Genomic DNA, 23,616 nt, shown 5'->3' with positions numbered 1-23,616 from the left:
GGCTCCGCAGGCGGTTTTTCGGGACCCAAGCTGACTTCATTTCATCTTCTTTTACCCGCGCTGCCACCGCGTGCGAACCGGCAGCCCGCAGTTACCACAATGGCTCATTTCAACCCCTGGCACGACGTTAACTACGGTTCCAAGGCTCCCGGCATTGTCAATGCCATCATCGAAATTCCGAAAGGCTCCAAGGGCAAGTACGAGCTGGACAAGGACAGCGGCCTGCTCAAGCTCGACCGCGTGCTGTTCTCGGCCGTGCACTATCCCGCCGCCTACGGCTTTATTCCGCAGACCTACTGCGACGACAAAGACCCGCTGGACGTGCTGGTGCTCTGCTCGGTCGACGTGGTGCCCATGTGCCTGATCGAGGCCAAGGTTATCGGCGTGATGCAGATGATCGACAACAACGAGGAGGACGACAAGATCATTGCCGTGGCCGCCAACGACGTGTCGATGAACCACTACAACGACATTTCGGAGCTGCCCCCGCACACGTTGCTGGAGATGCGCAAGTTCTTCGAGGACTACAAAGCCCTGGAACACAAGCAAGTGGTGGTGGAGAAGTTCATGGGCCGCGAAGAAGCCTACAAAATCGTGCAGGCCAGCCTGGAGCTCTACGACGAGACTTTCCGCCACAAAAACAACCACCAGGCCCAGCTTTCCATGCTGTAAGCCGATAAGTACGCACCCGGCTTCCGGGTTAATACTGAAAAAGCCCCGACTGCCCGGCAGTTGGGGCTTTTTGGTTGAGTTTACCTGGCAGAGTGCAACACATTTTGCCGCGGCAGGGCGTAGAAAAGACTCCATCCTTCCCTACGTCCTAAACCCATGACTCAACATACCCCCAAGACCCCGCTCAGGCGGTTCCTCTACCAAAACGGCCTGTCCCTGGTCATCACCCTGATGGTGCTGCTGACCCTGGGCGGGCAAACCCTCACCGGCTGGCACGACTACAACGACGAGCGGCAGGACATGCACCTGGCCGAGCTGAGCCTGGGCCAGTACGTCACCTCCGGCCACTGGGTGGAAGCCACCTTCGAAAACTGGGAAAGCGAATTCCTGCAGATGGCCCTCTACGTGATGCTCACCGTGAGCCTCCGCCAGAAAGGCTCGGCCGAATCAAAGAAGCTCGACGAAGAAGAGGAAGTGGACCGGGAGCCCGACCCGCACAAGCCCGGGGCACCCTGGCCGGTGCGCCAGGGCGGAGCCGTGCTCTGGCTCTACAAACGCTCCCTGAGCATCACGTTCTTCCTGCTGTTTCTCGGCGCGTTTTTCCTGCACGGGCTCGGTGGCATGGAGGTGTACAACATCGAGCAGCAGGCCGACGGCAAGCCCGAAGTCGACTACCTGGGCTACCTCAGCTCCTCGCGCTTCTGGTTTGAGTCCTTGCAGAACTGGCAAAGCGAGTTTTTGAGCATCGTGAGCATCGTGGTGCTCACCATCTGGCTGCGGCAGCACGGCTCGCCCGAGTCGAAGCCGGTGGACGCGGCCCACGACGAAACCGGCAAGTAGAGCCGTGGTGGTGGAACGCCGCACCCACCGGCCGGCACTGCGCAGCGGGCCGTTTTGTCCGCGCCGTTGAAGACCGGCAAAGCCCGCTCCGCGCGGCCGGACGAGGCGGTACTAGCGGCCGGCGCCAGGTTTGCAACGAGCAGGCGTACGTGGCCGCGCGCCCTGCGTATTTTGCGGCTCCGAACCAGGCCCGCCGCACCGGCCTGCCCGACTTTGTATGGCCGAGCCCGCCGTTTCCCGTCCCGCTGCTTCCCATTTGGTCCGCTGGGCCCAGGGCCTGCTCGATGCTCTGCTGTACAGCAACGGGCTGGTAGCCGGCTCGGCGGCGGCGCTGGCCGTTTCGTCGGCGCAGTACTGGCGGCGCCCCCTGCCCTGGACGGTTTCGGCCCTAGTGCTGGCCGCCACGCTGTTCGTGTACAACCTCAACGGGGCCCGGCGCCACAGCCTGCGGCTGCCGCCCAACGTGCCGCCGCGCCGCCGCTGGATTGTGCAGCACCGGCCGCTGCTGGTGGGCATTGTGGCGGCTTCGGCGCTGGCGCTGCTGGGCTTGTACCTGCTCACCCCGTTCACGCTGCTGCTAACGGGCTTTCTGGGGCACCTAGCCCTGCTCTCGTTGGCGTATTCGTGGCCGGTGCTGCCGCCCAAGGAGCCCGGCGGGCGCCGCCGCGGCCTGCGCGACTGGCCCGGCCTGAAGACGTTTCTGATTGCCTACGTGTGGTCGGCCGTGACGGTGTGGCTGCCGGCGCTCTGCCTCGACTTGCCCCTGAGCAGCGGGCCGGTGTGGCTGCTCTTTGCTCGGCGCTTCTGCTTTATCCTGGCCATTGCGTTGGTGTTTGACCTGCGCGACTACCAGCGGGACCGGCGCAACGGCCCGCTCACCCTGCCCGGCCTGCTGGGCTACCAGGGCGGCCGCTGGCTGGCCCTGGCCTGCACCTTGGCCTCGGTGGCGTTGCTTCTACCCGGCCTAAGCCCGGCCGGGCAGCTCGTGCTGCTGCTGCCCGCCGTGCTCACGGCGCTGGTGGTTTGGTTTGCCAACGAAACCCGCTCCGACTACTACTTTGCCCTGCTGGCCGACGGCGTGCTGCTGGTACAGGCCATAGTGCTGATAGTGGCCGCGGCGGTGTGAGCGTTTTGATGGGTAGATGAAGGGAGCAGGATACAGCGGCGGAGTAGCTGAGCGGAGAAAACTGCCCGTCATCCTGAGCCTAAGCGAAGGACTTTTCTTCCCTGCACAGTCGCTGTCCACGAAATGGCAAACGTTTATTTACCAGTACTGTATGTCGACGCGCCGGCCAGTTTTACTAATGCCAGGGCGTTGGTTGCTGCGCTCCGACATTGGTGCAGGGTTAGAGGAAGGTCCTTCGCGTTGCTCAGGATGGCGTTCTTTATCCGCTCACCCGCTTATTTGCTCAGCTACCCGCCCAGAAACTCCGGGTCCGTCAGCTCCTGCAGGGCTACGCCGATGTAGGGCGGCAAGGCGCCGGCGGTGAGGCCGGCCTGGCCGGTGTGCGGAGCCGCTAAATCGGCGGCGCGGCCGTGGGCATAGACGGCCAGCAGGGCCGCGTCGAGGGGGCTGAGGCGCTTGTCGGCGCGCAGGGCTAGGCAGAGGCCAGTGAGCACGTCGCCGGTGCCGCCGGTGGCCAGGCCGGGGTTGCCGGTAGTGTTGAAGTACAGCTGCCCGTCGGGCGCGGCGAGGCAGGAATACGCGCCTTTCAGCACCACGTAGCAGCGGTAGCGGCCGGCAAAGTCGCGCAGCAGCTCGAGGCGGTGGTAATCGTCGCGGGCCGGCTCGGTGAGGCGCTCAAACTCCTTGGGGTGGGGCGTAAGCAGGGTGTCGGGTGGGAGCAGGTCGAGGAGCGGGCGGTTGGCACCGAGCAGGTTCAGCGCGTCGGCATCGAGCACCAGCGGCACTTGGGCGGTGCAGAGCAGCTCCTCCAGCACGGCGCGGGTTTCGTCGTCCTGCCCGATGCCGGGGCCCATGCCCACGGCGTTGTAGGCTTTCAACTCGGGCAATTCGCTGAGGTGGCTTTTGCACGCGTCGGCCAGGCACATGGCCTCGGGCACGGCGGTTTGCAGCACGGCGTAGCCCACGGCGGGCACCTGCACCGTGAGCAGGCCCACCCCGCCGTGCAAGCAGCTGCGGGCCGCCAGCACTGCCGCCCCGATTTTGCCCTTGCTGCCCGCTAGCAGCAGCGCGTGCCCGAAGGTGCCCTTGTGGGCAAACGTAGGCCGTGCAGGCAGCCGGCAGGCCAGTAGCGCGGCGTCCACCAGGTGCCGGTCCGCTTCGACGTCGGCCAGAAACCGCGGGCTCAGCCCGATGGGCAGCGCGTGCCAGCGGCCCACATAGCGGGCGTTTTGCGGCAGCAGCAGCGCCAGTTTGGGCAGCTCAAACGTCACGGTGTGCCGGGCTTCTACCACCGGGCTGTCCTGGGGTTGCGGGGCGTCGGCAAAGAGGCCGGAGGGCAGATCGATACTCACGACGCGGGACCGGGCCGCGTTTAAGTGCTGCACCACGGCCGCAGCGGCGCCATCGAGCGGCCGGCTCAGCCCGGTGCCGAACAGCGCGTCGATGACCACCGTGCTTGGCTCGATGGGCGGCAGCTGCCCGGGGCCCCATTCGGCCACGGGCACTTCGGCCGGCAGGCGCTGGCGGTTGTGCTCGAAGTCGGCGGAATGCTTGTCGGCCGGTAGCAGGCCCACCCGCACGCGGTAACCCTGCTCGTGCAGCCGGCGGGCGGCCACCAGTCCGTCGCCGCCGTTGTTGCCGGGGCCGCAGAGCACCAGCAGGTCGCCGGCGTCGGCGGGGGAGAGGCGGGCCGTGAGCCAGTCGGTGAAGGCGGTAGCGGCGCGCTCCATCAAGGCCACCGAGCGGATGCCTTCCGCGTTGATGGTGGCGGCGTCGGCCTGGCGGGTTTGGGCGGCGGTGAGAATTTTCATGGACGACAATCGACGACAGGAAACCTATCGTCCTTACGCTCCTGCCGCGCGGATGGGTACCCCCAACGGCCAATTCCGGCGTGGCGGCCGCGCTAGCGGCTCCGGGTCAGCCGGATCTGCTGCGTCGTGGTCGGCGTGCTCAGGCGGCATACGTAAAGCCCGGCGGCCAGCGTGGCGCCGGGCAGCTGCACGCTGTACCGCCGCCCGGCGGTCAGGGGGCCTTCGTGCAGCGTGGCTACCACGCGGCCCAGCGCGTCGAACACCTGCAGGCGCGCTTGGGCAGCGTCGGCGGCAAGGCCAAAGCGGATGGTGGTGGCGCTGGTAAACGGCAGCGGAAAGGCGGATAGCTCATCGGCCAACCCGGCCGGACCCGGCGCGGTAGGCGAGGTGCCCGTGGCCCTGGGTGCACCCGAAGGCAGCGGGCTGGAATTCGGTACGCCCGGCACCAGTGCCGAGGGGGATTTGAGGCCGGCAGCGGGCGCGTATTTAATGGTTACCGCGTCGTAATACGGCCCGCCGTCGTTGGAAGTGCCCGTTACGAATACATTGCCGGCGCGGTCGGCCACGATGGTTTCTGCGCGGTCGTCCCCTTTGCCGTAGCCGTTGAAGCTTTTTACCCAGAGCTGGGGGCCGTCGGCGTGGTATTTCAGGGTCGTGTAGTCGGTGGTCACGCTGGCGCTGCCGGTGGTCAGGCCGGTCACGTAGGCATTGTCGCTGGCGTCCACGGCCACCCCCAGGGCCTCGTTGTTACCCCCGTAGCCGTAGTACTTGCCCCACAAGAGCAGGCCGGTCGGGCTGTATTTCAGGGTGCCGTAGTAGTTGCCCACCCCGCGCAGCGACAGGCGCCCCGTCACGTAGACATTGCCCACGCTGCTTACGGCAATGGCGTTGGCACTCGAATAGTCGTTGTCCTGCGGCGCATAGTTGTCGAACCACTGAAGCGCACCGCTGGAGTTGTACTTGACGGTATAGTAGGCGGGGTAGCTGCCGCCGGCCAGCATCATGGTTCCGGTCACGTAGGTATTGCCGGCCGCGTCCACGGTCATGGCCCGGGCTTCGTGCCGGCCGCCACCGCGCGGGAAAATGTGCCGCGCGGACCACTGCCGAATGCCATTGGGCAGGTATTTCTCGATCAGGTATACGGTTTCCACTCGCCAGGTGCCACTGGGGGCAGCGGCTTCTTCCACGCTGGAGCCGGCTACGTACACGTTGCCGGCGCCGTCGAGGCCTATGCCCACCGGGTCGTCGGCTTTGGTGTTGCTGCCGCCCCGCACGGCCCAGCGCAGCACCCCGTCGGAGCTGTACTTGAGGGTCATGACGTCGTCGAAGCGCTTGGTCGAAAAGTCGTTGGCCGATGGGGTGATGCCGGTGATGTAGATGTTGCCGGCACCGTCAATGGCCATGGCCTTGGCCCGGCATTCAAAGCCGTTGGCGCCGTAGCGGCGTACCCATTGCTCTGTGCCGGCGGCGTTGTATTTCACGGTAGCAAACTCGTTGAGCCCGTAGGGCCCCATCGACGTGCCCGTGACGTACACGTTGCCGTTGGCATCCACGGCCAGGGCGGCGGCGCGGTCGGTGCCATTGCCGGTGCCGTTGTATTCGGCCGTCCACTGCAGAATGCCCGTCGCCCCTACCTTGACCGTGATGTAATCAACCCGCCCGCTGCCCAGGTAGGTGTAGGTCAGGTATACATTGCCGCTCGCGTCCACTTTCATATCGACGCACTTCGTGTACGGGGCGTAGGCGAGTTGCACCCCGACCGAGTAGTCGGTCCAGGCAACGGTCTGCGCCACGAGCCCGCGGGGGAATAGGAGGACCGCTAGTCCGAGCACGAGAACCCACGCGCCCCGGCGGGCTGCATTGCCCAGATGCGGCAGGGAAAGCAGATAAAAAACAGACATAACCGAGCCAAAAAGGGTGAACTGATTGCGCGTCGGTACGCTGTCAATGGGTGGGGCACGAATGAACGCCGGCGCCTTTCGTTAAACTTCCGGATTTGCCGAACCAATGGCAATTTTTGGGAGGCAATGTTTTGCAGGAGTATAAGCACCCCGGAATAAGCGCAGCGGCCGCCGAAGCGGAGGGGCGCTGGGCCACCGCAGCGCGGCAAAAACCATCGGGCAGGTTGGCCGTTTGTAGTACTCAACTGTTACCTGCCAAGCTTATGTACACCTGGGCCGACGTCATCCGCGAAGCCAACAACGGCACCCCCGCCCCCGACCACCGCGTCGAGAAAACCGATGCTGAGTGGCGCCAGCAGCTCACCGACGAGCAGTACTACGTGACCCGCCAGCACGGCACCGAGCGCCCCGGCACCGGCGAATACTGCGAAGCCCACGACCCGGGACTCTACGCCTGCGTGTGCTGCGGCACGCCCTGCTACGACTCGCGCACCAAGTTTGAGTCGGGCACGGGCTGGCCGAGCTTTACCGAGCCGGTAAAGGACAACGTGGTGAAATACAAGAAGGACACCAGCTTCGGCATGGTGCGCGTGGAAGTGCTCTGCAACGTGTGCGACGCCCACCAGGGCCACGTCTTCCCCGACGGCCCGCGGCCCTCCGGCCTGCGCTTCTGCATCAACTCGGCTTCCCTCAAGCTAGTGGCCGAAGACGAAAAGGTGCAGAGCTGAACGTGAGAACCGGCATCCTGGGCAAAGCAAAGACCTTGCTCCGCTCCTTGCCCCGCCGCTGACCACAACGAGCAGACGTTCTTTTGCTATCTGCCTAGGGCGAAAAGCGCCGCTGCCAACTTCCTCCGTTGGCAGCGGCGCTTTGGCGTTGGTGCGGAGTACGAGGCAGAGCTTTCGGTGCGTTCAGAAGCACAAGCAACAACAGCGGCTACTGCGCCGGCCGGTACGGGTCGAGCTTGGCGTTTTCCATGAAGCGCGGCGGGTTGGCCAGCGGCGTGAAGCCGAACTGCGCGTAAAGCGAGTGGGCGTCGCGGGTGGCGAGCATCCAGCGGCGCAGGCCCTGCAGTTCGGGGTGCGCGCTGATGTGCTGCATCAGCAGCTTGCCCAGGCCCCGGCCGCGGAATTCTTCGAGCACGAACACGTCGCAGAGGTAGGCGAAGGTGGCGCGGTCGGAGATGATGCGGGCGAAGGCGGCCTGCCGGCCATCGGGGGCATAGAGACCGAAGCACAGCGAATGGCGGATGCTGCGCTCCACCAGCTCCCGGCTGATGCCCGGAGCCCAGTAGGAGTGGTTGCTCAGGAAGTCGTGAATCAGGGCCACGTCGAGGCGGGCCGGATCGGTGCTGAGGGTGAACTGTTCGGGAGACATGAAAGGCGAAATGGCCGGGTAAAGTACGGCCGTTACCCGACTAGCAAACGACCGGGCCGGGAAGCGGTATATTTGGAAACCCCAATTTTTCATTCTCCTACATTCCCTTCATGAAGGCACTGCTACTCCCGGCTTTGCTCCTAGGCACCTTGGCCGGCTCGGCCCAGACGTCGACGACCCCGCGGCACAGCCCGCGTCAGCCCACCACTGCCCCAAGCCCGGCCGCGCAACGGCCCGCCGCCACCTCCAGCGCCCGGCTCCTCAGCATACTGAAGCAGCAGTACCGCGGCGGGGCCTGGCTCGACACGCTGCGCTTCACCAACTCCAGCTTCAACGCGGCGGGCCTGCCCATGCGCCAACTGCGCGAAAACGCTCCCACCCGCGGCGCGGTGCTGCGCCCCCTGCGGCAGCAAAACTACCGCTACAGCGCCGCGGACAAACTGCTCTCGGACACGACCTACGTGTACACCAACGGCACGCTGAGCACCACCCCGACGCTGGCCGTCAACTACGCCTACGACGTGCAGGGCCGCCTGCAGCAGGAAGTCACGACCCTGCGCGTAAGTGGCTCCTGGCGCCCCTACGGCCGCACTACCTACTTCTACAACGCCCAGGGCCAGAACACGCGCATTCTGGACGAGTCCTACTTCGGCTCGGCGTGGCTGGCCGACGACCAGGAAGTCTTCACCTACGACACGCAGGGCCGGGTGGCCATGGCCGATTTTGAGCTGGCTGACGCCTCGGGCGCGTCGTTCACGCCCTTCGTCCGCGACGTATTTACTTACAACGCGCTGGGGCAGCGCACCTCCGACGTGCAGCAGCAGTACGTGAACGGCGCCTTCGTCAACACCTACCGCACCGTTAGCAGCTACACCACCGCCGGGCTCACCGCCGGCTACGTGCTGGAAAAAGCGGCCAGCGCTACTACCTGGCAGCCGTTTATGCAGGGCATCAACACCTACGACGCCGATGGCAATCTGACCCAGGAGCTCAGCCAGCAGTACCGCAACGGCGCCTACGCCGACGACGAACGGTACCAGTACACCTACCAGCGGGTGTTGGCCGTGGCCGCCCCGCGCCGCCTCGACGCCGGTCTGCGCGTGTACCCCAACCCCAGCGTCGGTGCCGCGCAGGTAAGCTACCAGCTGCCGCAGGCCGCCGTGGCGTCGGTGGAGGTGCTCGACGTGCTGGGCCGGGTGGTGGCCACGCCGCTGCCGGCCCAGTCGCAGGGCGCCGGTGCCCAGCAGCTCACCCTGCGCCAGCCCCTGCCCGCGGGCGTGTACACCGTGCGCCTCTCGGCTGCCGGCAGCAGCCAGACGCAGCGGCTGCTGGTGCGCTAAGCCGCCCCGCCCCCGCATTTGCCAACCGCCGGATCTGTTTGCCAGGTCCGGCGGTTGTGCGTTTAGCCCCGGCCAGCCGCCGGCCGGGCGGAAATACCGAAATTCGCCGGCCCCGGCGGCACCTCGGCCCGGCGGCCTGCGTTTGAAGCAGCTGGGGCCCGGTTCTTTTTCGTCCCCCATTCCCCCTTTCCCCACCCGACCATGTCTTTGTTATTCACCGATTTCGCTTCCTGGCAGCAGCACTGCGCCAGCACCGGCGAGGCCCTGTGGCAGCCCGTGCTGACCTACGAAATGGAGCAGAAGGGCCGCTCCGAGCAGGAAATCTGGGACGGCCTGCAGCGCGCCTACGACGTGATGCGCGACGCCGTCCACACCGGCCTCTCGGCCGACATGACCTCGCGCTCGGGTATGATTAAGAACGGCGCCAAGAAAGTGGCCGCCTCGCCCGTTACTGTCCTCTCGCCCGAGTTCAAGATGCTGGTGACCCGCGCCCTCGGGGCCAAGGAAGTCAACTCCTGCATGGGCCGCGTGGTGGCCGCGCCCACGGCTGGCGCCTCGGGCATCCTGCCCGGCATCCTCACCACCCTGCAGGAGCTGCACAAGCTCGACGACCGCCGCATCCTCGAAGGCCTGCTGATTGCGGCCGGCGTGGCCCTCATCATTGAGCAGAACGCCTCCCTGGCCGGGGCTGTGGGCGGCTGCCAGGCCGAAACCGGTTCGGCCGCCGCCATGGGGGCCGCCGCCATCGTGTACTGCCTCGGCGGCTCGGTGGAGGAAACCTTTGCCGGCGTGGCCATTACCATTCAGTGCATGCTCGGGCTGGTGTGCGACCCAGTGGCCGGCTTGGTGGAAGTGCCCTGTGTGGTGCGCAACGCCTCGGCTTCGGCCATTGCCTTCTCCTCGGCCCAGATTGCCATTGCTGGCGTCGACCCGGTCATCCCCGTCGACCAGTGCGTGGCGGCCCTGGGCGAAGTGGGGGAAAGCATGGAAACGCGCTACAAAGAAACCGCTCTGGGCGGCCTGGCCAACACACCTCGCGCCCGGCAAATCGAGCAGAAAGTGCTGGTGCAGGACATTCAGATCTTGCCCGACCAGCCGGAAGCCTGAGCCTGTTCATTCGTTGCCAGGGGCTAATGACGGTGTCTGAAGACCATTTCGTCATGCCTTATCTGGCGTCCGCGCAGTCCAAGCATCTCTACTGCTTCATTGAACGAGTCCTGATGAAGCGGTAGAGATGCTTCGACAGGCTCAGCATGACGTTCTATTGTCATCGTGCAACGAAGCCCGCGAGATGTTTCGACTGGGCTCGACATGACGTTCTTTTTCTGGCTGTTCAGGCGAAGCGGCAGGCGTTACGGTTCTGAATCTACTGCTGCTAGCTGATTGACGCAAAAAAGCCCCGAATCAAATCGATTCGGGGCTTTTTTGATGCGCGACTCGGGAGGCCGCTACTGCTTCATCAGCTTCAGGCGCTGCGGCCGGCCGTCGAGGGTCAGCTGCAGGGTGTAGAGGCCGGCAGGCAGGCGGTCCAGCTCCGTCAGCGTGAGCTCCGACGTGCCGGCCGGCACGTCGATGGTGCGGGTGAGAACCACGCGGCCGCTGGCATCGAGCAGGTGCAGGGCGGTGGCGGGCTGGGCCGTGGGGCTGCTCAGGCGCAGGCGTACTTCCGAGCCAAACGGGTTCGGGTGGGCGCTGAGCTGCGCGGCTTGCGCCCGGCCCATCTGCACCGTGCGCGGGCCGAACAGGGCCTCGGTGCCGTCGAGGTCGAGCTGGCGCAGGCGGTAGTAGCGCAGGCCGGGCTGCTGGGCGTCTCGGTCAACGAAGCTGTACTGGCGGCGGCTGGTCGAGGTGGGCGCGGCGGGCAGCACCGTGCCGATGGTGCGGAACTGCTGCCCGTCGGTAGATACCTGCACTTCGTAGCGCAGCACGTCGAGCTCCTGGGCCGTTTCCCAGCGCACCAGCACCGTGCCGGCGGCCTGGGCCTGGGCCGTGAGAGAGACCAGCGAAATTGGCAGCGGACCACTGCCCTCGGCCAGCGTCCAGAGCGAGAAGTGGCTCAGGCCGCGCTGCAGCAGGGTGTTGGTGCCGGTGTCGTGGCTTTGGTGGTACTCCTGGTTCCAGGACGTGGCGTTGTTCGAGGAGCTGAACAGCGTCAGGCTGTTCTCGTTCAGGCCGTTCAGCTCCGCGTCGAGGTAGCGCACTTCCATATCCACGTTCAGGCCCTGGTCCACGGCCGGGCGGATGTCGAAGGTGCGGCGGATGCTCAGGCGCATCGGGCCGTCGTTGCGGCTGTAGTAGAAGCCGGTGCTGCGCAGCACGGTGGTCAGGCCGGGCAGGGTGCTGCCGTGGGGCGTGAGCTTGAGGCCCAGGCCGGCGCAGGTGCTGGCCACGTCGGCGGCGTTCAGGTTCAGCGTGGTCTGGATGCGGCCGTCGACGTACGCCGTTTCCGACTCGCCCACGAGCTGGGCGCCGGGCGCCAGCGTCACCGGGTCGGTGCCGGCCGAAATGCGGCCGCTCACAAAGCGCAACGTGCCGCTGACGAAGATGTGCCCGGTGTGCAGCAGCGCCGCGCCGCTGGTTTTGTTGATGGTCAGGTTGGCGAAGTGCACGTCGCCGGTCAGCGGCTGGTTCACGTCGCCGTCGAACTGCACCGTGCCGCCGCTCAGGGCGCTGGTATTGCCGGCCGAGTGCTGCCAGCTGCCCCACACGCGCAGGGTGCCGCCGCTCATCAGCAGGCCGCCGGTGCCGTCAACGGTGAGGTGGCGCACGGCTGCCGTGCCGCCGCTGATGCTCGGGTTGGGCCGCCCAACGACGGCCGGGATGTAGGCGTCGGTGCTGGCGTCGGGCACGCAGTCGGTCCAGTTGCCGGCGTCAAACCAGTCGTTGCTCACCGCGCCCGTCCAGGTGCTCACGGTGCCGCCGAGGGTCAGGACAATCTGGTCCTGGGCCGTGCTGCAGGCACCGGCCGCGTCAGTAGTTAGCTTCAAGGTCACGGTGCCGGCGGTGCGGTCGGCCGCCGAAGGCTGGTAGGTGGCGTTCAGGGCCGCGGCATTGGGCGTGAAGGTGCCCGAGCCGGTGCTCGTCCAGGTGGCGCTGCTGGCCCCGCCGCCGATGCTGCCGCTGAGGGCGTAGTTGCCGCCGCCGCACACCGTGGCCGTGGCCGGGCCGGCATCGGCGGTGTGGGCTTCGTCGATGAGCACCTGCACTGCGGTGCGGGCGCTTTCGCACTCCCCGCCGCTGCCGTTGGTCACCACCGCCGCCACGTAGTAGGTGCGGCTGCTGCTCACGCTCAGGATGAAGGAGCTGCTGTTCGATACCACCGTGCCGCCGGTGGGCGCGTCGTACCAGCGGGCGGCGGCCCCGCCGCTCAGCGTGGCCGAGAGGCCCACGTTGCCGGAGCCGCAGCGGCGCACCGGCGAGGCGGCGCTGACCACGCGCGGGGTGCCTACCGTCACGGCCACGGCCGAAGTGGTGGCCACGCGGCTCAGGCAGCGCGTCTGGGCCCGGAACCAGGTGTTAACGGTCAGGGCCGGCGAGGTATACGTCAGGCCGGCGGCGCCGCTGATGTCGGTAAAGGTCACGTTGTCAGTCGACTGCTGCCATTGCACCTGCCCGTTGGCCGAGCCGGCCAGGGTGAGCTGCACGCTGGTGTTTTCGCACACGCCGGTGCTGCTGGGCGAAATAGCCCCGGCCGTGGGCACGGCCACCGTGCGCACAATGGCGGTGCCGAGCGGGTCATTAGCCGGGTTGGCGTCGCCGCTGGCAGTGGCCGTGAGGGCGAAGGAGTAGCTGCCCGTGGCGCTCATGTCGAGGGTGCCGGCCTGCACGTCCAGCGTGGCGCCGGCGGCCAGGGTACCGGTGTTCAGCGTGCTGCTCAGGGTGCGGGTGCCGCCGCCCGGCACGGTTACCACGGCCGTCACGGTCACGGGGTTCAGGCTGAGGTCGAGGGTGGCGGCGCCGTCGTTTTTCACCGTCACCAGCACCGGCTCGGCCGGGCCGAAGCAGCCGCCGAGCTGGGGCGCGGCCAGCGTCACGGGGCGCACGTCGAGGCTAGCGCCGTTGCGCAGGTACACGTCGTCGAGGTGGAAGTCGTAGTCGGCCGCGTTGCTGACCGAGCCCGAGGTGGCGCCGAAGGCCACGATGATTTCCTGGCCGGCGTAGGCGCTCAGGTCCACGTCGTAGAGGCCGAGCGTGCCGTCGTTGAGCGGCAGGTTGCCGGCGTTGAAGGTCAGCACGTGCGCGTAGCTACCGCCGCAGTTGGTCGACACGCCCACGTACACCGCGTCGTCGGTGCCGGCCATGCCCAGCGGGTCGGCGCCGGCCTGGTTGTACTCCGTGACGCCGGCGCGGAAGGAGAGGCGCGTGGTGGCCGTGGCCAGAATGCGCGGCCCGACAATCCAGGCTTCGCGGCCCGCGCTGTAGATGTTCACTTTGGCCGTTTCGGTGAGGGCCGCGCGCTGGGCACCGGAGTTGGCCACCCAGTAGGAGCTGCCGCTGGTCACCAGGTCGGTCGATTCAAACCAGCCCGGGTAGAGCGTGGGCAGGTTGTCGGCAAAGCCGGTGAAGGGCAGCTGCTGGGGCAGGGCGGCCACGCCGTTCTGGCGGCGCGTCTGCTGGGGCAGCGCGTCGTTGCCGCTCGTCACGTCGCCGGTCAGCTGGGTCGTGGCGTCGAAGGTGTAGAGGCCGGCGGCGGTCAGGCTCAGCTGGCCCACGACTACGTCGGCGGTGCCGTTGGCCGGGATGGGACCGGGCACGGTGGCCGTGAGCGTGGTCGGCACCGGGCCGCCCACCGTCACCTGCACCGGCACGTTGCTCACCGGGCTGGCGCCGTAGTTCTGCACCCGCACCGTCACGTTTTCGGCGTTGGAGTAGCAGCCCGTGGTCAGCGGGCTGGTCAGGGCCACCACGCCCACGTCGGCCGTGAGCGTGCCGATAAACAGGTCGTCGAGCAGCAGGTCGTAGTCGGGCGTGTTGTCGATGGGGCCGTCGGTGGCTTTCAGGGCCACGATGATCTGCTGGCCGGCGTAGGCGTCGAGGGGCACGACGAAGTCAACGAAGCCGCCGCCGTTGGCGGGCACGTTGTTGTTGGCGGCCGAAATGGTGAAGACCGGCGCAAACGAGTTGCCGCAGTCCGTCGACACGAGCACCTGCAGGGCGTCGTCGGTGCCGTTGGCCATGCCGCCGGTGTTGTCGGGCGTGGTGGCGGGGCTGTTGTACTCCGAAATGGCGGCTTTGAAGCGGAATACGGTGCTGGCCGTGGCCACGACTTTCGGGCCGACCAGCCACTCCTGGCGGCTGCCGGTATAAAGGTTGAGGCGGGCCACCGTGTTGCCGGGCACGGCCGTGGTCGTCGCTTCCCACAGCGAAGAACCGGTGGCGCCGGGCAGGCTGCCGCCGCTGGCTTCGGTCCAGTTCGGGAAGGCCGTGGTCAGGTTGGTGCCGTTGAAGCCGCTGAAGCTCACGTCCTGGGGCAGGGCGGCCGTGGGCAGCACCGTGCGAGTGGGGGCGGGCGTGAGGGTGTTGTTGCCGGCCACCGCGTCGCCGGGCGTGCTGATGCTCACGCTGAACGCGTAGGTGCCGGGCTGGGCCATGGGCACCGGGCCGGCCAGGCCCACCGGCCACATGCTGCCCGCGGGCACGGTGGTGTTGGCGGTGTAGGTGGTCGTGAGTGTCTGCGTGGTCGGGCCCGTAATCTGCACCGTGATGGTGATGGGCTGGCTGGGCGAGAAGGTGATGGGGGCGGTGCCGTTGTTGCGCAGGCGCACCATCACCGGCTCGTCGGTGGGGCTGTAGCAGCTGGTGGCGGTGGGGTAGAGCAGGGCATCCACGGCCATGTCGATGGCGGCGGGGCTGAACTCGTAGGCGCCGGGGTCGGGGGCGCTGCCGCGGGCGGTGCCGCTGAGGTCGGTGGTAATGGAAGCCAGCGGCGTGGCCTGGTTGTTCAGCAGGGTGTTGCTGGGCCGCAGCACGGTGGCCGATTGAAACATCGGGTCCGCGCTCAGGGAGTGCAGGTCCTGGTTCACGGCCGGGCGCCAGTCCTCGATGCGGGTTTTGTCGGCCGTGCTGCTGTTGAGCTGCGGGTTGCCCGCGGCGCCCACGAAGCCGTTGCTGGCGGTGGCCACGAACAGGTCGTTGTAGTCCGATACCGAGCCCGCGCCGCCGAAGGGCGTGGTAACGGAGGAGTAGGGCGTAATCCAGCAGTAGTGCTTGCCCTGGCCGGCGCCGGTGTGGTTGGACAGCACGTTGTTGCGGAAGTTGAGCTTGGCCACGCTGCTGTTGGCCAGCTCGAAGCAGGTATTCGAGGCGTTGAGCGAGGCCGAGCCGTCGATGCGCACCGAGTTGTGCCACACGTTCACCTCGTTGTTGTAGCCGCCGCTGGTGCCCAGGCCGAAGCCCGTAATCAGGCGCGAAATCGTGGCCGAACCGAGGTAGGGCGCGGCCGTTACGTCGGCTATGGCGTTGTTGTAGATGTTGAGAATCTGCCCGTTGTTGTCGTAGGTAGTCACGTACAGGCCGTAGGAGGGCGTGCTGTGGTTGTAGTACTGCCGGATGCCCGTCACCACGTTGCCGTACACGTTGGAGGCGTCGTTGCCGGCGCCCGCGTCGGTGGCGCTGGTCAGGTTGGTGCCCTTGCCCGAGCAGTACTCCAGGTAGATGCCGTGCCCCGGGGCGCCGCTCACGTTCTGCACGCGGTTGTCGTGCACGCTCAGGCGGCGCACCATGAAGGTGCGGATGCCGTAGGCCGTCGTGCCGTTGTTGCCGATGGGCCCGCTCGCGTCGGCCGAGCCCAGGGTGCAGCCGCTGATTTCCAGGTCGTATTCCGGCCAGCTGGAGCCCGTGCTCAGGGCCACGATGCCGCTCTGGGCGCGGGCCACGGTCAGGTTCAGGTAGCGGTTGCCCTGGTTGAGGCCGGTGGCCGCGCTGGCCGCGGCGCTGCCCAGTTGCCCGTTCGACACCTGCACCACGCCGATGGTGGTGTTGGCCCCGCTGAGCGTGATGCTGGCGTTGCGGATGATATTGTAGGCGGCCCCGTTGGTGCCCGAGGCACTGCGCACCCGGTAGCCGTAGGTGGCGCCACCCGTCACATCAATGCCGTCGAAGGTCACGTAGTCGGCGCCGAGCAGGTCGATGCCGGCTTCGGTGCCGGCGGTGGACTGCAGCACCGGGTTGACGCCCGTGCCGGTGCGGGTGAAGGTGATGCGACGGGTGCTGGTGCCCGACACCGTCAGGGCCGGGGTGGTTTCGCTCAGCGTCAGCCCGGCGGCCAGCTCCACGGTAACGGGCCCGGTCACGCCGTTGGCGTTCAGGGTATTGATGGCCGCCGTGAGGCTGCGGAAATTGGTGGCGCTGGCAGGCTCGGCCGGCCGAATGGTGTAGGTGCCGCTCAGTCCGGTAGGTACCTGGCTGGTCAGCAGTACGTTGTCGATGGCCGCCGGGGGCTGGGCGCCGCCGCTGCCGTCGTTGGTCCAGGTAAAGATCAGGCGCTGGCTGCTGCCTGCCAGGGCGTTGGGCAAGGTCAGGTCGGCCGTGGTGTAGGCGCTCTGGGTGTGCAGGTTGGTCAGCAGCAGCGTCACGCCGGTGCCCGCGGGCAACGTGCCGGCCACCGGCACAAACGACGTCGGGGCTAGGTACACGCGCAGGTGGTCGTAGACGCCCTCGCCCACGCCACGCCAGTCGAAAGAAAAGCGGATGGCCGTTTCGCCGGCCGGAAACGCTACGTCGCGGTACAGGTGCACCACCGCGGACGAACCGGTGGAGTAGCCGTGGGGCAGGGTAGCGGGGTTGTTGCTGATGTAGGCCGCGCCCGCGCCAGTGGCCGAAGGGCCGTTGCCGGCGTTGGCGCCGGCCACCCAGCGGTTGGTCAGCCCGCCGTTGACGGCGACGAATGACCCGAACGAGCCGCCCTCGAACGACTCGTTGACGAGCGTGGTTTGGGCCGAGGCCAGCTGCGCCCAGAGGGCCGCCAGCAGCGTGAGCAAGCCGCCGCGCCGCCGCAAGAAGCGCCCGGCACCGGGAGGCCGCGCCGAACGCGGGAATACGTGTTTCATAGCAGGGTAGGGAAAGGGAACGGAAAGGGCAACACCGCGCCGCCCGGGCCCGCGGGACCGGTTCGGACGGAGGAAAAAGCAGGGAAAACAGGGCGGCCGCAGCCGCCCGGGCCAGCGCCGCTGGCAGCACCCGACAAGTACCTCGGTACAGTACCATCGGGCCGCAACAAAAGTAGAGGGGCCCCAGGGCGGCGCTTATCACATGAGAATGTGCCTGCCGCCTCACACGATAATGTGGTGCGCCGCATGGGCCAGGCGCTTATGGCGGCGATGGGTTCGGGGGCCGCCGCCCCAGTTGTGCGGTCGGCGGCCCGGGGCATTTCAGTCGTCCGGGGCCAAATGCAAAAAAGCCCCGCCGGCAGAACCGGTGAGGCTTTTTGCAAAGGCAAGCGCAGTGCTTACGACTTCACCACGCGTCCCGTGCCGGTCTGGCCGGCCGGGGCCAGGCGCAGCGGCAGGCGTGGGGCGCCGGCCTGCAGCGTGGCCATCTGGCGCAGCGCCACCCGGCCCACGGCGTCCAGCCGCACCAGCTCTGGGCCGGCGAAAGCCACGACGGCCAGCTTGGTCACTGCTCGAACGGCCCGGTGCGCGTGCCGAACAGAGCCGTAGTAGCCGTCGAGGTCCAACTGGCGCAGGCGGTAGTAGCGCCGCAGGCCCTGCTTGCCGGCTTCGCGGTGCACGAAGCCGGCAGTGGCGGTCCGAGGTCGAGCCGACCGAGCTTTACGCCCAGGCCACTGGCGTGCCCAGTAGCGTCAGCAAGACCAGCAGCAGGCCTCTGTAGGTTGTTTTGAACGGAGGTCCCGCCCGGCTTGCTAGTATTAGCATATCCGCTTCAATTAGTCTTACGGCTATCTGACTATAAGATAACTGCATGCGGGTGCCGGCTCAGGTACTGATCAGGGCTTTGGCAGCGGGCGCCACTGTGAGCTGCGCCAGAAACAACAAGGCCTCGCGGTAGTGCTGGCGCAAGGCAATGTACTGCTGCCAAGCCGCGTCGGCGTCGGGCGCAATGGCCAGGCCGCAGTCGGCCAGCTGGCGCCGGGCGGTTTCAAAGTCCTCGCGCCGGGGCTCGTCGGTGGCGGGGCTGTGGCCGTGGTTGAGGCGAGGGTTGGGCCGGGTGTGCATACGCTCGGTGAAAAAACGGTGCACGTGGTCCAGCGCCATGCAGCCGGCCTTGAAGCAGGCGTCGCGGTGGGCACTGCCGGGCAGGTCAACACTGCTGGCGAGCAGGGCGCTGGCGTCGAGAATCACGCCGGCGGCCGTCACCCAGGAGCGGCCGGGCTGCGGCGAGCGAAAAAACGAGAGAATGGGCAGGGAGGTGTGTGACTCCTCGATTTCCACAAACCACTCTTCCCAGCGCTGCCAGGGCTCAGGGTTGTCGCTGAGGCAACCGGCCTGCTGCAGCCAGGTCAGCAGGGCTGTAACCGAGCCCGGCGTGCCGGCGCGCAGTTCCAGGCGGGCCACCACCAACTCCCGCCGCGAAAACGACTGGTAGATGGTGGGCAGGTAAGATATCAGCAGGGTGAGCAGCAGCAGACCCAGCGCCGCCTCGGAGTAGGAGAGGGCCGAGGCCACGAGGCCGCGGCTGGGCTCGTCGGCACCGATGGTGAGCAGGGAGCTGGCGCTGATGCGGTAGCAGCGGGCCCAAGAGCCCTCGTCTAGGGCCCAGAACACGCCCGCGTACGCCACCGAGAGCAGCGTCAGCCAGAAAATGGGCAGCGCGACCAGGGCCACCGGGGCGTACATGGCCAGCACCCGGTCGCGGGCGCCGTAGGTGCGGGCCCGGGCCGCCACGCCGTGAAACACCCAGCGCACGGCCTGAAACAGCCAACCGTTGATGAGCACCGACTGGTTGCGCGGTAAGACAAATGAGCGGATAGCAGCCGATAGGGTCAGGACCATCAACAGCAGCCCGGCCAGCAGCACCGCGGCGCGTAACAATAAGTCCCAGGACATCAGGCGGAAAGCAGGCTAAGGCGGTGCGGCATACAACGTTCTACGGCTTAGGCGGCCCACTGTTGAGCAGCAGGTACTTATCCCCGAAGATGTGATGCGCCGGGCCGGGCTTTGGCCTGGTGCTTGTTGCCTCCGCTCGTACCAACGAAAACAAACGACTACCTCTGATGAACCGCTTTTTGACCTCCGCCTTCCCAAGCCTGGCGCTGCTGGGCGGCGCCATGCTGGCCCTGAGCAGCTGCTCCACCACTAGCCGCATTTCCATGCAGGTGCCGGCCCAGCTGTCGGCCGCGCAGCCGCTGCCCGTCACCGGCAAGCAGGGCTTCAAGCACAGCTACCAGTTCGGCGAGTTTGCCACCGCGCAGGTCAAGCAGGGTTGGTTTAGCACCTCCTCGGGCACCTGGGGCAACGTGGCCAATGGCTGGCTGCCCGCCCCGGTGTGGTTTGACCAGACCCGCGCCAAACAGAAAAGCTCGTTTACCATGCAGCCGGTGGCCGGCACGGCCTGGGAGGCCCAGTGCGCCTTCTTCGCCCACAGCGACGATTTGCGCCTCAGCCCTACGCCCAACAGCAACGTGGGCGTGACCCTGTTCAGCGAGGAATTCTACAGCAGCATTATCAAGGCGCCGAACCAGCCCACCTGGCAGCTGATCCTGGAAAGCAAAAACCAGCTCGGCGACCGGCCGCAATTTGCGCGCGGCACGCTCTCCAACGGCGACTCGGTGCTGCAGGTGCGCCCCATTGCCCAGCTGCTGCGCCGCGACGGCAAGCCAATGACCTTGCCCTTCGGCGTGCCTGTCGGCTACGAGTTTGCCCGCCCCGACGGCTCGGTGGTGGCCGCCGTGGAGCTGATGGGCCGCGGCCGGGTGTGGGTGGCGCCCACGCTCACGCCCGCCGTGAAAGGCCCGGTGGCCGCCGCCCTCACCGCCATGCTGATCCACCAGCAGCGCATGTAGCAGTGCCGGCCGGCACGAAAAAAGGCCGGAAGTACTTCCGGCCTTTTTTCGTGCACTACTTCTTCGCCCGCTCCTTCCACTGCTGCCGAAACGACTTGGGCGCCAGCTGCATAGATTCGCGGCGCTTGCTCCAGCCCACCTGGCCGAGCAGGCGGTCGAGCACCCAGTTTTTGGCCGAGGTCGGGGCCAGCCCCCAGGTCCAGCGGTGCTTCATGCCGTAGAGCCAGAGCTTGATGCCGCGCTCCTCCTCCTTGTCGTTGAAGTGCTCTTTCACGGCCTGCTGGCGGTTGAGCAGCAGGATGTTGTGGATGGGGATGCGCACCGGGCACACCGAGGAGCAGGCCCCGCACAAGGACGAGGCGTAGCTCAGGTGTTTGTTTTCCTCGAAGCCCGCCAGGTGCGGGGTGATGACCGAGCCGATAGGCCCCGAGTACGTGGCTTCGTAGGTGTGGCCGCCGATGTTTTTGTAGACGGGGCACACGTTCAGGCAGGCGCCGCAGCGGATGCACTGCAGGGCCTCGCGCTTGTCGGGCTGGGCCAGCAGGTTGGTGCGCCCGTTGTCGAGCAGCACCACGTACATTTCGTCGGGGCCGTCTTTTTCCAGGGGCTGGCGCGGGCCCAAGTACACGGTGTTGTACACGGTGAGCTGCTGCCCGGTGCCGCTGGTGCTCAGCAGGGGCCAGAACAGGTCCAGGTCCTGCAGCGAGGGAATCAGCTTTTCGATGCCGACGACGGCAATGTGGGTGCGCGGGAAGGTGGCCGAGAGGCGGGCGTTGCCCTCGTTTTCGGTCACGGCCACCCCGCCCACGTCGGCCACCAGGAAGTTGCCGCCGGTGATGCCCACTTCGGCCGAGGTGTACTTGCCGCGCAGCAGCTTGCGGGCCGTGTACACCAGCTTCTGCGCGTCGTCCGTCGGCTCGATGTGCAGGTGCTTGACGAAGATGTCGGCAATGTCCTTCTTGGAGAGGTGCATGGCCGGCGTCACGATGTGATAGGGCCGCTCCCCGTTGAGCTGCACGATGTACTCGCCCAGGTCCGTCTCCACCGATTCCACCCCGTTTTGCTCCAGGAAGTGGTTGAGGTGGATTTCCTCCGTGGTCATGCTCTTGGCCTTCACCACGGCGCGGGCCCGCTTACGCGCCACGATTTTGCCGATTTCCGTCAGCGCCTCCTTCGCGTCCTGCGCCCAGATGACCTTGCCGCCGCGCTTGGTGAAGTTTTCTTCCCACTGCAGCAGGTACTGGTCAAGATTGTTGACAATCTGTGACTTGCGGTAGGCGGCGCGGGAACGGGCCAGCTCATGGTCGCGGTACCAGCCCAGGCCCGTCTGCACGGCCGCGTTGTACTTGCCGATGTTGAAGCGAATCTTGCGCCGGTGCTCCAGGTCGAAAGCCTTCGAATCGGAGTCGGTCAGAAACTGCGCCGCTTTACCAGAAGAAATCATAGGATCAATTGCCTGAAAATGAAGCCGCCCGGCGGAAATGTCCATGCCGTACCCACGTATACCACAGCCGTTGCCCTTCGAAGGTTTTGCCGTCCCGGTCGATGGCATTGAGTACCGGGCGTTTTTACTGGGGTTTTTCCCGGTGCACTCCCGCAACAGCCTAAGCCCGCGGTTGGTGCTGTACCCGGCTCACCTTGCCATCAAGGTAATCGGGACCAGCCAGTACGAATATACAGCCTTGCGGCAAGTCGGGTACCGGCCCGAGCGGTTTCTGAGCCGCGCCAAAATCGAGCTGCGCTGCCAGGACGGGGCCCGCTACTACCTGACGCTCGGCTCCGCCGCCGTCGAGCGGGACCTGCTGCAGTTCTTCCGCAACCGCGGCCTGCCGCTCACCGCCGCGGCCGCCCAGGTGCTCGACGCCCCGGGCGGCACTGGTTAAGGCTTGTTCGAGTCGACAACCGGGCGCTGGTCCTGGTTGGCCAGTTCCCAGGCGGTGTAGAACACCAGCCGGGCGCGGTCGGCCAGCTTATCGAATTCAATCTTGTCCACGTCGTCGGTGGCCTTGTGGTAGTCCTGGTGCAGGCCGCTGGTGTAGAAGATGACCGGAATGCCGTGCCGGGCGAAGTTGTAGTGGTCGGAGCGGTAATAGAGCTTCTCCTCGTCCCTGGGGTCGTTGTAGAAGTAGTCCAGCTTGAGCTTGGCGTACCTCGCATTGGCCGCCTCGCTGAGCGCGTGCAGGCCTGAGCTGAGCTTATCCGAGCCGATGAGGTAGAGGTACCGCTCGGTGGCCGAGTGGCGCTTGTCGGTGCGGCCCACCATGTCGATGTTCAGGTCCGTCACCGTCTGGGCCAGCGGCACTACCGGGTGGCCGGTGTAGTAGTCGGAGCCGAGCAGGCCGCGCTCCTCGCCGGCGTTGAGCAGGAAGAGGATGCTGCGGCGCGGGCCGTGGCCCTCGGCCTTGGCTTTGCTGAAGGCCTGGGCCAGCTCCAGCACCGCCGAGGTGCCCGAGCCGTCGTCGTCGGCCCCGTTGTAAATGGTGTCGTGCTGAATGCCTACGTGGTCATAGTGCGCCGAAATGACCACGACTTCGTCTTTCTTATCGGTGCCTTCGAGCAAACCCAGCACGTTTTCGGAGGCCAGCTCGACGCGTAACTGCGGCACGGTGGCCGTGAAGGCGCGCGGCGTGAAGCTGGTTTTGGGCGGCTGCTGATTCTGGTACGTGGCCAGCACGTATTGGCCTAGCTCCTGCGGCCCGATGCCGAGCAGGGCCGCGCCGAGGTCGAGCGAGGTGAGGTAGGAGCCGATGCCGGTGGGCGGCGCCTCGGTGAGCATGAAGCCGGTGAGCGGCTGGCGCACCGGGGCCGTCAGCTCGTAGCCGGGCTCACTCAGGGCCTCGCCCATGCTTTCGGCCATGGGGGCAAAGGCCGCGCCCGGGGCGAAAGTTATCATGAAGATGCTGCGGGCGCCCTTGTCGCGGGCCAGGGCGGCCTTGCGGAAGGTAGAGCTCCACTCCGATTCCTGCTTGGCGCCCGAGAGCAGGTAATGCCCACGCCCGTCGGTCGGCTCGCCCTGCAGCACGATGAGGTCCTTGCCCTTCACGTCCTGGCCGGCGTAGTCGTTGTACTTGTCGGTTTCGATACCGAAGCCGAGGAACACCGGCTCGGCTTTGGTTTCGGTGCGGAAGGGGGAGGGGCCGAAGCCCACAAAGTCGCGGCCGGCCGTAAACGTCTGCGGGCCCACGCGCAGCTGCCCCGGCCCATCCGGGGCGTAGCGCACCAGCCCAAACGGCTGCAGGTAGGGGCTCACCCCGCCCGGCACCGGCCCGGTGAGGCCCAGCTCTTTGAAGCGGGCCGCCAGGTAATCGGCGGCCATCTTCTGGCCTTTTTCGCCGGTGGCGCGGCCTTCGTAGGCATCCGAGGCCAGAATGCTCAGGTGCTGGCGCAGGTCGGCGGCGCTGATGGTGCCGGCGTAGGTCACGGCCGCGTCGTCGGCCGTAGGGGCGGCGGCGCTGGTTTTGGTCTTGACTTTGACCTTGCCCTGGGCCTGGGCCGAGAAGCTGCTGAGTCCGAGGCCGCCGGCCAGCAGCAGCGTCAGGAAGGGAATGCGAAACATTGAATCGAAGCGAAAAGCCGCCGGAAGGGACGA

At 66.8% G+C, this 23,616-nt stretch carries 16 protein-coding genes; 8 read left to right on the top strand and 8 right to left on the bottom strand.

Annotated features, from left to right (window positions below; translation table 11 throughout):
• Positions 1–99 precede the first annotated feature (99 nt).
• The 3 genes from LJ737_RS00895 to LJ737_RS00885 all read left to right on the top strand — a co-directional run bounded on the left by LJ737_RS00895 (position 100) and on the right by LJ737_RS00885 (position 2,638).
• Positions 100–672, top strand: a complete 573-nt coding sequence (locus LJ737_RS00895; protein WP_227761945.1) for an inorganic diphosphatase — start codon at positions 100–102, stop codon at positions 670–672.
• Between the two features lie 156 nt (positions 673–828).
• Positions 829–1,512, top strand: a complete 684-nt coding sequence (locus tag LJ737_RS00890; RefSeq protein WP_227761943.1) for a DUF6766 family protein — start codon at positions 829–831, stop codon at positions 1,510–1,512.
• 217 nt (positions 1,513–1,729) lie between these two features.
• Positions 1,730–2,638 carry a UbiA family prenyltransferase gene (locus LJ737_RS00885; RefSeq protein ID WP_227761941.1) on the top strand — a complete coding sequence of 303 codons (909 nt, stop codon included), beginning with the start codon at positions 1,730–1,732 and terminating at the stop codon, positions 2,636–2,638.
• Between the two features lie 287 nt (positions 2,639–2,925).
• On the opposite strand, the gene LJ737_RS00880 is transcribed toward LJ737_RS00885, so the two are convergent.
• Both LJ737_RS00880 and LJ737_RS00875 read right to left on the bottom strand, forming a co-directional pair.
• On the bottom strand, positions 2,926–4,449 hold the full coding sequence (locus LJ737_RS00880; protein ID WP_227761939.1) for an NAD(P)H-hydrate dehydratase: 1,524 nt from the start codon (positions 4,447–4,449) through the stop codon (positions 2,926–2,928).
• A gap of 92 nt (positions 4,450–4,541) precedes the next feature.
• A complete protein-coding gene (locus LJ737_RS00875; RefSeq protein ID WP_227761938.1) occupies positions 4,542–6,242 on the bottom strand; it encodes an SBBP repeat-containing protein in 1,701 nt (566 codons plus the stop codon).
• Between the two features lie 371 nt (positions 6,243–6,613).
• On the opposite strand from LJ737_RS00875, the gene msrB reads away from it, so the two are divergent.
• A complete protein-coding gene (msrB, locus tag LJ737_RS00870) occupies positions 6,614–7,078 on the top strand; it encodes a peptide-methionine (R)-S-oxide reductase MsrB (RefSeq protein ID WP_227761936.1) in 465 nt (154 codons plus the stop codon).
• Between the two features lie 208 nt (positions 7,079–7,286).
• Here msrB and LJ737_RS00865 read toward each other — a convergent pair whose 3' ends face one another.
• The gene (locus LJ737_RS00865; protein WP_227761929.1) at positions 7,287–7,727 is read right to left on the bottom strand and encodes a GNAT family N-acetyltransferase; all 441 of its coding nucleotides are present in this window, start codon (positions 7,725–7,727) and stop codon (positions 7,287–7,289) included.
• A gap of 110 nt (positions 7,728–7,837) precedes the next feature.
• Here LJ737_RS00865 and LJ737_RS00860 point away from each other — a divergent pair, with 110 nt between their 5' ends.
• Positions 7,838–9,067, top strand: a complete 1,230-nt coding sequence (locus LJ737_RS00860; protein WP_227761927.1) for a T9SS type A sorting domain-containing protein — start codon at positions 7,838–7,840, stop codon at positions 9,065–9,067.
• A gap of 201 nt (positions 9,068–9,268) precedes the next feature.
• Positions 9,269–10,174 carry an L-serine ammonia-lyase, iron-sulfur-dependent, subunit alpha gene (gene sdaAA / locus LJ737_RS00855; protein WP_227761925.1) on the top strand — a complete coding sequence of 302 codons (906 nt, stop codon included), beginning with the start codon at positions 9,269–9,271 and terminating at the stop codon, positions 10,172–10,174.
• A 341-nt stretch (positions 10,175–10,515) separates the two neighbouring features.
• On the opposite strand, the gene LJ737_RS00850 is transcribed toward sdaAA, so the two are convergent.
• The 3 genes from LJ737_RS00850 to LJ737_RS00840 form a co-directional block, all read right to left on the bottom strand.
• The gene (locus tag LJ737_RS00850; RefSeq protein WP_227761913.1) at positions 10,516–17,115 is read right to left on the bottom strand and encodes a DUF8696 domain-containing protein; all 6,600 of its coding nucleotides are present in this window, start codon (positions 17,113–17,115) and stop codon (positions 10,516–10,518) included.
• A gap of 398 nt (positions 17,116–17,513) precedes the next feature.
• On the bottom strand, positions 17,514–17,795 hold the full coding sequence (locus LJ737_RS00845) for a hypothetical protein (RefSeq protein WP_227761906.1): 282 nt from the start codon (positions 17,793–17,795) through the stop codon (positions 17,514–17,516).
• A gap of 205 nt (positions 17,796–18,000) precedes the next feature.
• Positions 18,001–19,071 carry a hypothetical protein gene (locus LJ737_RS00840; protein WP_227761903.1) on the bottom strand — a complete coding sequence of 357 codons (1,071 nt, stop codon included), beginning with the start codon at positions 19,069–19,071 and terminating at the stop codon, positions 18,001–18,003.
• Positions 19,072–19,238: 167 nt separating this feature from the next.
• Here LJ737_RS00840 and LJ737_RS00835 point away from each other — a divergent pair, with 167 nt between their 5' ends.
• Positions 19,239–20,027 (top strand): hypothetical protein, encoded by a 789-nt coding sequence (locus LJ737_RS00835; protein WP_227761901.1) that lies wholly within the window; start codon positions 19,239–19,241, stop codon positions 20,025–20,027.
• Between the two features lie 55 nt (positions 20,028–20,082).
• On the opposite strand, the gene LJ737_RS00830 is transcribed toward LJ737_RS00835, so the two are convergent.
• On the bottom strand, positions 20,083–21,471 hold the full coding sequence (locus LJ737_RS00830; protein WP_227761899.1) for a LutB/LldF family L-lactate oxidation iron-sulfur protein: 1,389 nt from the start codon (positions 21,469–21,471) through the stop codon (positions 20,083–20,085).
• Between the two features lie 70 nt (positions 21,472–21,541).
• Between LJ737_RS00830 and LJ737_RS00825 the strand changes: the two genes are divergently transcribed.
• Positions 21,542–21,910, top strand: a complete 369-nt coding sequence (locus tag LJ737_RS00825) for a hypothetical protein (protein WP_227761891.1) — start codon at positions 21,542–21,544, stop codon at positions 21,908–21,910.
• Here the strand turns inward: LJ737_RS00825 and LJ737_RS00820 are convergent.
• Positions 21,907–23,583 carry a M28 family peptidase gene (locus LJ737_RS00820; protein ID WP_227761884.1) on the bottom strand — a complete coding sequence of 559 codons (1,677 nt, stop codon included), beginning with the start codon at positions 23,581–23,583 and terminating at the stop codon, positions 21,907–21,909. The two genes, LJ737_RS00825 and LJ737_RS00820, sit on opposite strands and share 4 nt — an antisense overlap.
• Positions 23,584–23,616: the final 33 nt, after the last annotated feature.

Source organism: Hymenobacter sp. 15J16-1T3B, from assembly GCF_020711235.1.
Classification (GTDB): Bacteria; Bacteroidota; Bacteroidia; order Cytophagales; family Hymenobacteraceae; genus Solirubrum.
Note: the sequence above shows the minus strand (reverse complement) of the source record. Positions and strands in the feature narration are given on the sequence as shown.

Coding starts and splice junctions, on each gene's coding strand:
- sdaAA (WP_227761925.1), top strand. CDS start 9,269: ATGTCTTTGTTATTCACCGATTTCGCTTCCTGGCAGCAGCACTGCGCC.
- LJ737_RS00830 (WP_227761899.1), bottom strand. CDS start 21,471: ATGATTTCTTCTGGTAAAGCGGCGCAGTTTCTGACCGACTCCGATTCG.
- LJ737_RS00860 (WP_227761927.1), top strand. CDS start 7,838: ATGAAGGCACTGCTACTCCCGGCTTTGCTCCTAGGCACCTTGGCCGGC.
- LJ737_RS00835 (WP_227761901.1), top strand. CDS start 19,239: ATGAACCGCTTTTTGACCTCCGCCTTCCCAAGCCTGGCGCTGCTGGGC.
- LJ737_RS00840 (WP_227761903.1), bottom strand. CDS start 19,071: ATGTCCTGGGACTTATTGTTACGCGCCGCGGTGCTGCTGGCCGGGCTG.
- LJ737_RS00850 (WP_227761913.1), bottom strand. CDS start 17,115: ATGAAACACGTATTCCCGCGTTCGGCGCGGCCTCCCGGTGCCGGGCGC.
- LJ737_RS00820 (WP_227761884.1), bottom strand. CDS start 23,583: ATGTTTCGCATTCCCTTCCTGACGCTGCTGCTGGCCGGCGGCCTCGGA.
- LJ737_RS00885 (WP_227761941.1), top strand. CDS start 1,730: ATGGCCGAGCCCGCCGTTTCCCGTCCCGCTGCTTCCCATTTGGTCCGC.
- LJ737_RS00890 (WP_227761943.1), top strand. CDS start 829: ATGACTCAACATACCCCCAAGACCCCGCTCAGGCGGTTCCTCTACCAA.
- msrB (WP_227761936.1), top strand. CDS start 6,614: ATGTACACCTGGGCCGACGTCATCCGCGAAGCCAACAACGGCACCCCC.
- LJ737_RS00880 (WP_227761939.1), bottom strand. CDS start 4,449: ATGAAAATTCTCACCGCCGCCCAAACCCGCCAGGCCGACGCCGCCACC.
- LJ737_RS00895 (WP_227761945.1), top strand. CDS start 100: ATGGCTCATTTCAACCCCTGGCACGACGTTAACTACGGTTCCAAGGCT.
- LJ737_RS00865 (WP_227761929.1), bottom strand. CDS start 7,727: ATGTCTCCCGAACAGTTCACCCTCAGCACCGATCCGGCCCGCCTCGAC.